The 11,224-nt window shown below is 63.4% G+C and carries 17 protein-coding genes; 10 read left to right on the top strand and 7 right to left on the bottom strand.

The genetic code is table 11. The features are described 5' to 3' along the window. Positions 1 to 73 precede the first annotated feature (73 nt). Positions 74 to 805, bottom strand: a complete 732-nt coding sequence (locus AC3IT0_RS19375) for a GntR family transcriptional regulator (protein ID WP_489321280.1) — start codon at positions 803 to 805, stop codon at positions 74 to 76. Positions 806 to 1,019: 214 nt separating this feature from the next. Between AC3IT0_RS19375 and AC3IT0_RS19370 the strand changes: the two genes are divergently transcribed. Beyond that, on the top strand, positions 1,020 to 2,369 hold the full coding sequence (locus AC3IT0_RS19370; RefSeq protein ID WP_489321279.1) for an MFS transporter: 1,350 nt from the start codon (positions 1,020 to 1,022) through the stop codon (positions 2,367 to 2,369). Between the two features lie 122 nt (positions 2,370 to 2,491). Here the strand turns inward: AC3IT0_RS19370 and AC3IT0_RS19365 are convergent, their stop codons facing one another. Beyond that, complete coding sequence (locus AC3IT0_RS19365) at positions 2,492 to 3,478, bottom strand: CapA family protein (protein WP_489321278.1); 987 nt, start codon at positions 3,476 to 3,478, stop codon at positions 2,492 to 2,494. Positions 3,479 to 3,741: 263 nt separating this feature from the next. Here AC3IT0_RS19365 and AC3IT0_RS19360 point away from each other — a divergent pair, with 263 nt between their 5' ends. From AC3IT0_RS19360 to AC3IT0_RS19350, 3 genes are all read left to right on the top strand, one after another. Continuing rightward, a complete protein-coding gene (locus AC3IT0_RS19360; RefSeq protein WP_489321277.1) occupies positions 3,742 to 5,067 on the top strand; it encodes a phosphoribosyltransferase family protein in 1,326 nt (441 codons plus the stop codon). Continuing rightward, complete coding sequence (locus AC3IT0_RS19355) at positions 5,060 to 5,686, top strand: type 1 glutamine amidotransferase domain-containing protein (protein ID WP_489321276.1); 627 nt, start codon at positions 5,060 to 5,062, stop codon at positions 5,684 to 5,686. The genes AC3IT0_RS19360 and AC3IT0_RS19355 overlap by 8 nt, the downstream gene beginning before the upstream one ends. Before the next feature lie 273 nt (positions 5,687 to 5,959). Continuing rightward, complete coding sequence (locus tag AC3IT0_RS19350) at positions 5,960 to 6,271, top strand: thioredoxin family protein (RefSeq protein ID WP_489321275.1); 312 nt, start codon at positions 5,960 to 5,962, stop codon at positions 6,269 to 6,271. Between the two features lie 173 nt (positions 6,272 to 6,444). On the opposite strand, the gene AC3IT0_RS19345 is transcribed toward AC3IT0_RS19350, so the two are convergent. Next, positions 6,445 to 6,945: a hypothetical protein gene (locus AC3IT0_RS19345; RefSeq protein ID WP_489321274.1), complete on the bottom strand. Its 501-nt coding sequence runs from the start codon at positions 6,943 to 6,945 to the stop codon at positions 6,445 to 6,447. A 90-nt stretch (positions 6,946 to 7,035) separates the two neighbouring features. After that, a complete protein-coding gene (locus AC3IT0_RS19340) occupies positions 7,036 to 7,434 on the bottom strand; it encodes a GNAT family N-acetyltransferase (protein ID WP_489321273.1) in 399 nt (132 codons plus the stop codon). Positions 7,435 to 7,464: 30 nt separating this feature from the next. On the opposite strand from AC3IT0_RS19340, the gene AC3IT0_RS19335 reads away from it, so the two are divergent. Next, positions 7,465 to 7,905, top strand: a complete 441-nt coding sequence (locus AC3IT0_RS19335; protein ID WP_489321272.1) for a GNAT family N-acetyltransferase — start codon at positions 7,465 to 7,467, stop codon at positions 7,903 to 7,905. Continuing rightward, the gene (locus AC3IT0_RS19330; protein WP_489321271.1) at positions 7,902 to 8,414 is read left to right on the top strand and encodes a GNAT family N-acetyltransferase; all 513 of its coding nucleotides are present in this window, start codon (positions 7,902 to 7,904) and stop codon (positions 8,412 to 8,414) included. The genes AC3IT0_RS19335 and AC3IT0_RS19330 overlap by 4 nt, the downstream gene beginning before the upstream one ends. A gap of 39 nt (positions 8,415 to 8,453) precedes the next feature. On the opposite strand, the gene AC3IT0_RS19325 is transcribed toward AC3IT0_RS19330, so the two are convergent. Further along, entirely contained in the window at positions 8,454 to 8,855 is a 402-nt protein-coding gene (locus AC3IT0_RS19325) for a substrate-binding domain-containing protein (protein ID WP_489321270.1), read from the bottom strand. Between AC3IT0_RS19325 and AC3IT0_RS19320 the strand changes: the two genes are divergently transcribed. Further along, on the top strand, positions 8,841 to 9,116 hold the full coding sequence (locus AC3IT0_RS19320) for an SDR family oxidoreductase (RefSeq protein WP_489321269.1): 276 nt from the start codon (positions 8,841 to 8,843) through the stop codon (positions 9,114 to 9,116). The genes AC3IT0_RS19325 and AC3IT0_RS19320 overlap by 15 nt on opposite strands. Before the next feature lie 100 nt (positions 9,117 to 9,216). Beyond that, the gene (locus AC3IT0_RS19315; RefSeq protein WP_489321268.1) at positions 9,217 to 9,456 is read left to right on the top strand and encodes a hypothetical protein; all 240 of its coding nucleotides are present in this window, start codon (positions 9,217 to 9,219) and stop codon (positions 9,454 to 9,456) included. A 15-nt stretch (positions 9,457 to 9,471) separates the two neighbouring features. Here AC3IT0_RS19315 and AC3IT0_RS19310 read toward each other — a convergent pair whose 3' ends face one another. Then, positions 9,472 to 9,792: a zinc-binding dehydrogenase gene (locus AC3IT0_RS19310; protein WP_489321267.1), complete on the bottom strand. Its 321-nt coding sequence runs from the start codon at positions 9,790 to 9,792 to the stop codon at positions 9,472 to 9,474. Between the two features lie 62 nt (positions 9,793 to 9,854). On the opposite strand from AC3IT0_RS19310, the gene AC3IT0_RS19305 reads away from it, so the two are divergent. Both AC3IT0_RS19305 and AC3IT0_RS19300 read left to right on the top strand, forming a co-directional pair. Continuing rightward, the gene (locus tag AC3IT0_RS19305) at positions 9,855 to 10,007 is read left to right on the top strand and encodes a hypothetical protein (protein ID WP_489321266.1); all 153 of its coding nucleotides are present in this window, start codon (positions 9,855 to 9,857) and stop codon (positions 10,005 to 10,007) included. Positions 10,008 to 10,021: 14 nt separating this feature from the next. Further along, positions 10,022 to 10,393: a VOC family protein gene (locus AC3IT0_RS19300; protein WP_489321265.1), complete on the top strand. Its 372-nt coding sequence runs from the start codon at positions 10,022 to 10,024 to the stop codon at positions 10,391 to 10,393. 7 nt (positions 10,394 to 10,400) lie between these two features. Here the strand turns inward: AC3IT0_RS19300 and AC3IT0_RS19295 are convergent, their stop codons facing one another. Beyond that, the gene (locus tag AC3IT0_RS19295; protein WP_489321264.1) at positions 10,401 to 11,210 is read right to left on the bottom strand and encodes an alpha/beta fold hydrolase; all 810 of its coding nucleotides are present in this window, start codon (positions 11,208 to 11,210) and stop codon (positions 10,401 to 10,403) included. Positions 11,211 to 11,224 lie beyond the last annotated feature (14 nt).

Raw genomic sequence — 11,224 nt, 5'->3', positions numbered from 1 at the left:
ATATAGGAACGGTGACGCAGATCAAGTGCCGGAGAAAAAAGAAGCCCCGGCCAGCAGGCCGGAGCTTCTTTTTTCAGGTGACGATATGCCTTCTTGGCGGTCCGCCGTTCTCCAGCGGCGAGAGGTCTACTGTGCCTTCGAAGGCCTTGGCAAACCGGGCGAAGGAGTTCCTGATGTGCTCGGCCATGGCCTCTTCGGCGCGGTCGGGCTGGCAGGACGCGATGGCCTCCCGTACGGTGGCGTGCTCGGCGATGGTGATGGCGCCGTCGATGTCTGCCGGGTAGAGGCGGAAGGTGTGCAGGTGGCAGTGCGTCTGGGCGAAGGCGTGCTGGACTACGGGATTCCCGGCGGCGAGCAGGATGGTGTCATGGAAGCGGGTGTCATGGGCCACGAGGTCCTGCCGCGCGTCGCCGCTGGTGGTCTTCATGGAGCGGCGGATGGCCGACAGCTCCTTCTCCAGGGCTGCGGCGGGGTTGGCGAGGCGGTCCACGGCCGCGGACCGCGCAGCCCACGGTTCCACCAGCAGCCGGAACTCAAAGAGCGATCGCAGCGCGGGCAGGTCCAGCAGCGGCGTGGTGCTGTATCCTCGGCCGGGACTGTAGACCACCAGGTTGTCACCCTCAAGCCGTTGCAGCACTTCGCGGACCGGTGTCTGTGAGACGCCCAGGCTGCGGGAGACCGCATCAATATTGATCCGTGCGCCGGGTGCAATTTCGCCCTTGAGGATGGAGGCCCGCATGGAGGCGTAGACGTCACTCACGGCGGCCTTGCCTTTGGATGCATCGGATGATTGACGTGTGGGCACGCGGTTACCTCTTTGTGCTGGTTGGTGGAGTCGCTTTGGGAATCATATTCCACGGGTGGGAGCGGCCGGGATGGGGCATTTTCTTCCAAAAGTTGCTCTGGATCACATTAACTATATGATTATTCCGATTCCTACATGATCTTGCGCCGGAATCCTCGGCGTCCTCCCCGGTGCCCAGGCACCCGAAAGCCACGTTTACGTCAAAGGAGACGGTATGACTGTCCAAGACAGCAGGCTCGCCCCCAACTCTTCCCCCGATCTTTCGTCCAAGGCTCCCCGCACCATGACCCGCAAGCGCTGGGTGATCATCTGGCTCGCGTTCGTCGGGCTCAGCATTAACTACCTTGACCGCTCCAGCCTCAGCGTGGCCCTGCCGTTCATGGGTGAGGATTTTGAGCTCTCGGCCACCCAGCAGGGCCTCATTTTCGCCGCCTTCTTCTGGGCGTATGACTTCTGCCAGCTGGCCGCCGGGTGGTACGTCGACAAGGTCGGGCCGCGGAAGTCCTTCACCCTGGCAGCGGTCTGGTGGTCCGTCTTCACCATGGTCACCGCCTTTGCGCAGAATTTCTGGTCGCTGTTCGCCGCGCGGTTCCTGCTCGGCGTCGGTGAAAGCCCGGCCCCCAGCACCGCCGCCAAGGTGGTGGCCACCTGGTTCCCGGTCCGCGAACGGGCCTTTGCCACCAGCATCTGGGATTCAGGCTCCCGTGTGGGTGCGGTCATCGCGCTGCCCATCGTCACGCTGATCGTCGCATTCACCTCCTGGCACGCGGTCTTCATCATCATTGGTGTGGCCGGCCTGATCTGGGCTGCCGTGTGGTGGAAGATGTACCGCAGCCCCGAGGATCACCCGACGGCCAATGACGAGGAGCGGGCCTACATCCGGGAAGGCGGCGCCCGGGGCGAAGCAAGCGACGACGCCGACGCAGCGAAGCTTCCCTGGCGCTCACTCTTCAAATACCGCACCATCCTCAGCATGATGTTCGGCTTCTTCTGCCTGAACAGCGCCATCTACTTCTTCATCACCTTCTTCCCCAGCTACCTCGTGAAGGAACGCGGCTTCGACCTGCTCAAACTCGGCATGTTCGGTGCCATCCCCGGCATCTGCGCGGTGGGCTTCGGCTGGCTGGCCGGCTACGTCGCGGACAAGGCCGTCCAGCGCGGTGTCGCGCTAACACGGGTCCGCAAGACCGCCATCGCCGGCGGTCTGATCGGCGGCTCGGTCATCATGTTCGCCGCCCTCGTCCCGGAGGCCTGGATGGCACTTGCCCTCCTGTCGGTGGCCTACTCCAGCCTCACCGTCGCCGCCACCGGCATCTGGTCGCTCCCCGCGGACGTTGCCCCGAGCTCCCGCCACGTCGGATCCATCGGCGGGCTCCAGAACTTCGCCTCCAACCTTGCCGGCATCTTCACCCCGGTCCTGATCGGTGTCCTGGTGGACCAGACGGGATCCTACGCGGCGCCGCTCGCGGTCATCGGATTGGTTGCGCTGGCCGGAGCGGCGAACTACCTGTTCGTCCTGGGCAAGGTGGAGCCACTGAAGGTTCCCGCTTCCGCCGCGGCGTAGGCGAGCGGCAGGTTTCGACAAGCTCAACCACCGAGCGGACGACGGCGGGAGCTCCCGCCGTCGTCCGCTGGACGGTGCTGCGGCTTCTTAGAGTGCATCTACCCCCGTGTCCTCGCACCCGTTTAGTCTTCTCGGATCGAGTCGATCGGGATTTCCAACACGTTCTCGCCCTCGATCCAGACGCTCCGCGTGCCGAGCTGCTCGCTCAGCCGCTGCATCCGCTCGGCAATTTTCGGCGCGCTCCGACGTGCCAGCCGGGTCTGGAAATCTGTGATTGTCGTCGGATGCAGGCGTAGCTTGCGGGTTGCGCTTTCGCGGGCTTCCAACAGGAAGATGAATGACTGATCATTGCGTTCTCTTGGATCCACGGCGTAGTCATCCACGAAGTCGCCGGCGCTATAGATAATGGGCCGGTCCCTGTAGATTTCGACGCCGCGGAAAATGTGGGCCGAATGCCCGAACACGACGTCGGCCCCTGCATCTATCAGCGCCCGCGCCAGACTCTGATGCGCGGTCGGGACAGCGGCCCCCCAGTTGGGGCCCCAGTGTGCCGAAACGATCAGCAGCTGGACGCGCCCCTTCGTCCGCCGGACCAGTTCCAACAAATCCGTCACCCGCTGGTCACCGGCGTCCACGGGCACGTAATGGATCCCGGGAGACCGGGCGGTCGCCTCCCAGCCCGGCTCGTTGTCAGTAAAGGCAATGAAGCCGACCGCAGTTGGGCCCACCCGCCGGACCGCCGGCTGCCGGGCAGCTTCAGCGTCCACACCGGCCCCGGCCCTGAGGATCCCGTGCCGATCGAGCGCCGGCAACATCTCCCGAAGCGCATCAACCCCGTAATCCAGCACATGGTTGTTGGCCAGCGACACCACATCGATCGCCGCGGACCTCAGACTCTCCACGTTCTTGACGTCCGAGCGGAAGTGGAACGTCTTGCCCATCACAGGTGTTCCGCCGTCCGCCAGGACACATTCGAGGTTGGCGAACCTGATGTCCGCCTGCCGGAGGACTGGGAGGGTATCGCCCCAGGGATAGGCGGGATCGGCCACTTTCAGCTGCTCGTTCACCAGCCGTCCGAGCATGACGTCCCCCAGGAGTGCGATCCGCATGCTCCACCTCCACGTTGGCAGGGCCCTTGTCTATCAGGATGGACCGCTTCTTGGTCTGGTGCCAGTTCGGTGTTCAATCCCAACGGAACTGCGGCCGATGGCAGGACGCTCGTCGTCTGACGTTCTTTGTTGCCGCAAAAAACTCTCGCTTGGTCCCGATTCTTGAGGGATAGTTGGAGCAGGCGGCCGTCGTCGTTCATTCCGTGCTGTTCGCTGGTTTGGACGGGGCCTGCGGCCGCTGTCCTGATGGGAACGTCGCGGCAATGGGCATTTTTTCGGACAGGGCTGATGCAGGGCGGCAGCTGGGGCTGCGTCTGGCGTACCTGCGTGCCCAGGAAGCCGTTGTCCTGGGACTGCCTCGGGGCGGCGTTCCGGTAGCGTTCGAGGTTGCGGCGGCCCTTGACGCGCCGCTGGATGTGATCATCGTGCGCAAGCTTGGAGTACCGGTTCAGCCCGAACTCGCGATGGGAGCCATCGGGGAAGACGGCACCTACGCGCTCGACAAGCATGCCGTCTCACTCATGAAGGTCAAGCAGGAAGAACTGCGGGCCGTCGAAAGACAGGAACGGGCTCTGCTCGATGCCCGGGTGGCACGATTCCGGACAGGCCGGACCCGCATGGATCTGCACGGCCGCATCGCCGTCGTCGTCGATGATGGGATCGCTACCGGGTTAACTGCTCGGGTGGCATGCAGCATCGCGCGAAAGCTGGGGGCTGCGAGAGTGATCCTGGCCGTTCCTGTTGCCCCTGCCGACACCCTCGCCACCCTGACGGAGCCGGACGAGGTGGTGTGCCTTGCCACGCCCCGGCAACTCACAGCTGTCGGCTACTACTACCGCAGCTTCGCGCCGACGAGCGACGACGAAGTGGTGTGGCTGCTCGACGCTGCTGCCGAGCGTCTGGAACGTGCGTCTTCGGCGGCCGGAAACCCTGGCCTCGATGAAGACGTGCAGATCCAATCGGTTGGGGTGCGGCTCCAAGGACACCTGCACCTTCCCGTGCCGGCTGCCGGAGTGGTGGTGTTCGCCCACGGCAGCGGCAGCGGCCGCCACAGTCCGCGAAACCGATTCGTCGCCTCGACGCTCCAGCGGGCAGGGCTGGGCACCTTGCTGCTTGACCTGCTCGGCCCCGGGGAAGAGCTCGACCGCGCGAACGTGTTCAACATCGAACTGCTTGCGCTCCGGCTGACCTCGGCAACGGACTGGCTTGGCAGCAGGCCGGACACGGCGTCATGCAGCGTGGGATTCTTCGGCGCGAGTACCGGAGCCGGGGCAGCGTTGTGGGCTGCGGCCGAACAGGGCGCACGGATCGGTGCAGTCGTCTCAAGGGGAGGCCGTCCGGACCTGGCCGGCGAGAGGCTGGCCCTTGTCCGCGCCCCGACGCTCTTGATTGTCGGCAGTGCGGATCACAGGGTCCTCGAACTCAACCGCCGGGCGAAAGCCCTGATGCGCTGCCCCAACCGGCTGGAGCTCGTCCAGGGAGCCTCACACCTGTTCGAAGAACCTGGGACACTGGAGGAGGCGGCGATTCTGGCCAGGGATTGGTTTGTGCAGTACCTGCTGCCAGGCCAAAGGAGGACACATGTCTAGGCAAAATATTGCAGGCAAGAAGGTTGCTTTCCTGCTGACCGACGGCGTGGAACAAGTGGAGCTGACGAGCCCATGGAACGCCGTCAAGGAAGGCGGCGGTGAACCTACCCTCGTGGCCCCCAGAAGCGGAACGCTTCAGGGTTACAACGGTACCGAGAAGGGCGAGACCTTTCACGTCGACATGACGGCGGCGGAGGCTGACGCCGCCGACTTTCACGCCCTGGTGCTCCCCGGTGGCGTGGTCAATGCAGACCACCTTCGCGTGGACAAGGACGCCCAGGCCTTTGCTCGGAGCTTCTTTGAACAGCACAAGCCGGTGGCAGCCATCTGTCACGGCCCCTGGCTCCTCATCGATGCCGGAGTGGTCCGCGGCCGGAACCTCACGTCCTACCGCACACTCCAGGCGGATCTGAAGAACGCGGGCGCCAACTGGAGCGATGAAGAAGTGGTGGTTGACCATGGACTCGTGACCAGCCGCAACCCGCGGGACCTGCCCGCCTTCAACGCCAAACTGTTGGAAGAGATCGCAGGGGGCGAGCACCCGGCCAGACTGCCTAACCAAACCGGAAAGGGAGACGGCAGCGCCAGGTCGTCGTCCTCTGACCCCTTGTTTGCGTGACGTTTTGAAGGGTTACGCCGGTCAAGCCTCCTCTTCGGTCTGGATTACCTCTCGCTGCTGGCGCACCTTTGCCGCCAAAGCCGAGAGCTTTTCTGCAAACTCCATTTTTCCCCCTTGAAAAATTGATGGTGATGCTTACCGAAGCGCAGCGAGGAGCGAAGTTGATGAAACAACAAAATGTATTTTGAGGTTGTCGTAAGTTTCGCTCACGTAGCTGTTGGCAAGAGACACCGCAGGTGACGCGGGCTGACGTTAGGGGTGGAAAATGATTCTATGAGGATCGAACTGCTGTACATCGACGACTGTCCCAACCTTGCTACGGCGCAGGAGCGCCTGGAATCAGCCCTGGCCGCATTGGGACACAGCGACATTCCAGTGACGATGCGACTCCTGGAGTCCGCGGCCGATACAGCAGGCACAGGATTCGCAGGTTCCCCCACGATCACTCTCAATGGGTCCGATATTTTCCCGACCGGTGCACTTGCAGACGACCTGGCCTGCCGGATATACGCGACTCCAAGCGGGCTGGCTGGCCAGCCAACCATCACCCAAATAACCGAAGCGCTCAAAAACAATGGACTCTGAAGCCACGTGCAGATGCTCCTGCTGCGGCAGGACGATGAGTCGCAAGAAGCTTCATGCACTCGGCACCGAACCCGCCTACATTTGCCGGCGCTGCGGTTTATGGGTTGCCCTCAGACTTCGGCCAGACAGCCCAGAACGCAGTGACTGACCGGCGGATCACAGGCCATCTGCCCTTAAGGCGAGTCCTCGATGCGGGCAGCCTGGTCGGCGGCCTCACCCGTTGAGATCCCGCTCAGCGTGCCGATGTAATCCAGGGTTTTGGGACTGACGTGCCGCACGAGCCCAAGGGCTTCCCGGAAAGCGGCACCTTTGGCGTTGTCACCGAGCGCACCGCGGAGTTCCACTACAGTTTCAATGCCCTCACGCTCGAACACGTGCGTGATGTCCTCTATCTGGGCCAGACGGCCAGGCGACGGCCAGTCGATGACTTCCGAGAGCTTCCCCGTATCGAGGTGCCGGCGGAAGCCACTCGTCGTGGCGGCATCCGGCCATTCCGCGACCAGGGCTTCGACGCGAGGCTTGACGGTTTCGTTGTAGTTCTGCCGGCGCTGCAACGTGGCATCCACAATGATGGCCCCGATGTGGTCCCAACCTCGGCTGGCATCGGTTGAGGCGTCTGTGCCCTGTGGGTCCGTTAACGCCCGAAGGTTGGCATCATCATTATCGATAGTCATACCTGAATACTTCCACGTGCCACGCGACGGCGGCTGGTCGGCGCCGTAGATCAGCTAGGCGGCGGTACGAAGGCCGGCTTTCGGTCCCGGTTAGCGCAGTTGGATTAGTCCAGCATTGGTGGGGCGGAAACCGCATGCATCGAAGTAGAAACGCTTGAGATGATCGTCGAAATCAACATGAAGCCACTCGCAGCCCGATTCCTTTGACTTCTCGGTGGCCACGGCGAGCAGCCTTTTCCCGATTCCCTGACGGCGGGCACGATGTGCCACCAACGTGTCTTCGATGAACGCGTGTGCTTCGCCGTCCCAGATCACGTTGACGAAGCCTATGAGACCCTGTTCGTCGCGCGCTGTGACCCACCCCAGGCTGAAGCGCGAGAGCCGGTCAGTCCAATCGTCGTTAACGTAGGCATGGTCGAAGCCTTCCGCGTGCAGCTGGTTGATTTCGTCGTTCCTAGCCGCTCCGCGCCATTTAAAGGTGATCGTCATGCTGAACAGCCTTGCAGGTAGTGTGGCCAAATGCTCAACCTCGGCCTGACCATCAGACTCGCCGCCATCAGCGACGCGGACGACGTTTGGCGTCTGGTTCAGGATTTCGCGCCGACGGTCCGGCCTGAGCGGGAAGCTTTTGAGCTAACGTTCCGTGCGTTGGTGGAGGCGACTCACACACTCGTTCTCGTGGCCGAACAGGGTTCCGGATCCGTCGTCGGTTATCTTTTGGCCCATTGCCGCGCCACGTTTCTTGCGAACGGCCCTATCGCCGGCGTCGAGGAGGTCATGGTCGCCGAGCGAGCGCGCAGGCAGGGTGTGGGACAGGCCCTGATGAATGAAGTCGAGACTTGGGCGGAGTCCCAGGGCGCTGCCCATGTTTCGTTAGCAAGCCGGCGGGCCGGCGATTTCTATCGTGCTCTCGCGTATGAGGACGCTGCCACCTTTTATAAGAAGCCCCTGACCGGATGATCAGGGAAGCAAGAGTAGAAGACCTCCCGAAGATGCGTGACATCGAAGTCGCGGCCGGCGAAGCATTCCGAACCCTTGGGATGGGAGCTGTCGCTGATGATGCGCCACCCAGTTTGGAAGCCCTGGCCAATTATCAGCGCGACGGCAGGGCATGGGTTGCCACCGATTCCGGTGACCAGGCGGTGGCATACATATTGGTTGACGTGGTCGAGCGGTTTGCTCATATCGAGCAGGTGACTGTCCACCCGCTATTTGCGCGGCAGGGTCTTGGTCGAAAGCTCATCGACGAAGCGGCCCTCTGGGCGGCGACCCTCGGCCTTGAGGGAATGACTCTGACCACCTTCGAAGAAGTTCCTTGGAACGCTCCGTACTACGCCCGCCTGGGATTCCAGCCGGTGCCCGAAGGCGAGTGGTCGGGCGGTCTACGTCGGATCGTGCAATCAGAATGTGCTCATGGTTTGGATGCCTGGCCACGAATCGTCATGAAAAGACGCCTCGCTGGAGGCTAGACAGGCAGTCGATACCCTTCGCGCCCACCGGGACGAGGCTCAGCCGCCGGACGCCGCGGTCAGCGACGTGGCCTTGGCCGTGGTCACGCCCAGGCTCAGCTCAAACCGCGGAGGTTCAGGAACGGCGGGAGAATCGCTGGCGTTGGCGATGTAGCCGGCGGCCAGGCCGCCGAGCTCCACGAGCGGCAGGGTCATCGTGGTTAAGCCAAACACGGCACCGCCGCGGGTGCCACCGATGCCGGCGACCGAGACGTCGTCGGGGGTCTTGAAGCCGTTGGTCCAGAGGTAGGCGAGGACGCCCACCGCGACTTCATCATTGGCGCACACGATCGCCTGCGGCAGCTGCCCCGCTGACACCAGCTGCGCCATCGCATCCCGCCCCGATTCCTGCCGCATTCCCGTCCCGCCGACCACATCGGGGAGGGCGTGGGCCTCATACATCGCGCGGCGATAGCCGACTGTCCGCTGTTCCACCGCGGTCAGTCCACCGGTGTCACGATCAACGCCATTGCGCCGGGCAAGATCGACACGCCTCTGATCAGCGGCAAACCCCCGACCGACGAGGACCTGCAGAGGATACCCATGGGGCGCCTGGGCACTGCGGAAGAGGCGGCGGCACTGATCGAATACATCGTGTCGCCGGAAGCCTCCTACACGACGGGTTTCGTGTTCGACCTCTCCGGAGGCCGGGCCGTCTACTGACCGTTTCGACGGGCTGAACCACCGAGTGGACGACGGCGGGGCCTCCTGCCGTCGTCCGCGGTGCCTTCCCGACAGTGACGCATGGTGGGACGATTTCAGTATGAGTGAGAAGATCGCTGACGGCCCGCAGGATCATGGCCCGCACCAGCACGCCCACGCCGCTCCGACAACGCAACAAATGCGGACCGTAGGTCAACGCCGCCGGGAGTCGGAGGAGAAACTGGAGCACCACCTCCAGGAAGCCCGCCACAAAGACGATCCGCACCACGATGCGGTGCCTGAGTCTGAAGGGGCGGGTCCGGTGGACAGCCAGTCCGAAGGATCCCCAGAGGAGAATTGAGCGGGGGCACGCTGCTTAAGGGAAGCGCAGGACCACGTTGCCCCGCTTGCGTCCGGTGTCCACAAATCGGTGGGCCTCGACGACGTCGGCGAGGTTGTAGGTCCGGTCGATGACTGCCTGGTACTTGCCTTCCTCCGCGAGGCTCACGAGGTATGCGACGTCGTCGGCGGTGTACGTGAGCTTGAGGCCGCCAAAAGTGACCAGCTTGCCGCTTCGGCGGCTCTGGCCCCGCGCCCGGAGCATGCCTTTGAGGTCGGCGATGACCAGGAGCAAGGCACCTCCCGGCGCGATGCTCCCTTGCACCCTCGCGAACGGGGCGTTCCCCACGCAGTCCATAACGACGTCGTACGTTGTGCCGTCTGCGGTGAAATCCGCTGCGGTGCCCGAATGTCCTGCAAGTGGCGACTGCTGCCAGCCACGATGACGGCTCGGTAGTCGGCGGCGGCTGCGACGACCAGTTCGAGTTCGAGTTCGCCCTGGACCTCCTCCTGGACGGCGTCGAGCGGCTGCACCAGCGTCAGTGGGTATCATCGGAACACCCGTCCCTTTGAGAGTGGAGTTACTCATGCAGCTCGGCGCTTTTTCGATCAGTCTCACCGTCACGGACATCGCGGCGTCAGCTGCGTTTTACGAGAAACTGGGCTTCACCAGTTTCGGCGGCGACAGCAGCCAAGGGTGGCTGATCCTCAAGAACGGCGAGACCGTCATCGGCATTTTCCAGGGGATGTTTGAGAAGAACATGCTGACGTTCAACCCCGGCTGGAGCCAGAACGCGGAAGCGCTGGATTCCTTCACCGATGTGCGCGACCTCCAGCGGGAACTCAAAGCCGCGGGCGCGGAGTTCGTTTCCGAAGCGGACGAGACCACCACGGGGCCCGGCAGTTTCATCGTCGTTGATCCGGACGGCAACCCGGTTCTTGTGGATCAGCACGTCTGATTCGCCGTCAGCCTGCCCTCTCCACGAAGTCGCTAATCCGGGACCACATCTCCGGGGCGTTTGAGTACATCGGGAAGTGCCCGCAGCGGGATATCTCGGCCAATTCCACACCCTTTTCTGCAAGGCGATCCAGGTAGGACAGGGTGTTGTTCTGCACGCCGTACATGTACATCCGGGGGAACGGCAAGGCGAGGAAGCGGTCCATCAGGTTTCCGTTGTCGGACAGGTCCACCATGGATTCGAAGATCGGCCTGACCGCTCCGGGCCGGACCTTTTGGGGCAGACTCGCGGCGTAGAGGCTGCTGGAGTAGTAGCGGGACTGCCAGACGCGGTCCTGGAAATCCCGGAAGAAGTCCTCGGGGTCCGGATGCGGGTGGCTGATGATCTGCCGGCTCAGGAAGCAGTCCTCCGGGGCCACGTTTCCCTCGATGTCGATGAAGCTCGCCACCCGTGACGGGTCCTGGTCCGCCAGCAGCAGCGCGGTCAGCCCGCCCATCGAATGTCCCACAAGGTGGAACCGGCCGATGTTCTTGAACCGCAGGACTTCCAGTGCCACAGACACCAGGAACGGAACTGAAATGGCGTCGAGATCGGAGCAGGTGGTGGCGCCGCAGCCCGGCGCGTCATACGCCAGGATGGGCCGGGCGGCGAGTTCTGCCTGCTGGATGACATCCGCGTAGTCCTCCTTGGTGGACCCGAAGCCGTGCAGGAACACCAGGGGGACGCCGGTGCCGTCGCGGAACATGCCGGAAATTTCGACGGCGGTGCCCGCGATGATGAGTGAGAGCGTGAATGCTTCGAGCTTGTTCGCGGTCACAACGTGGTTCTCCC

This window comes from Pseudarthrobacter sp. KH_020_B, from assembly GCF_057840185.1.
This window is presented reverse-complemented; position numbering and strand designations above follow the sequence as displayed.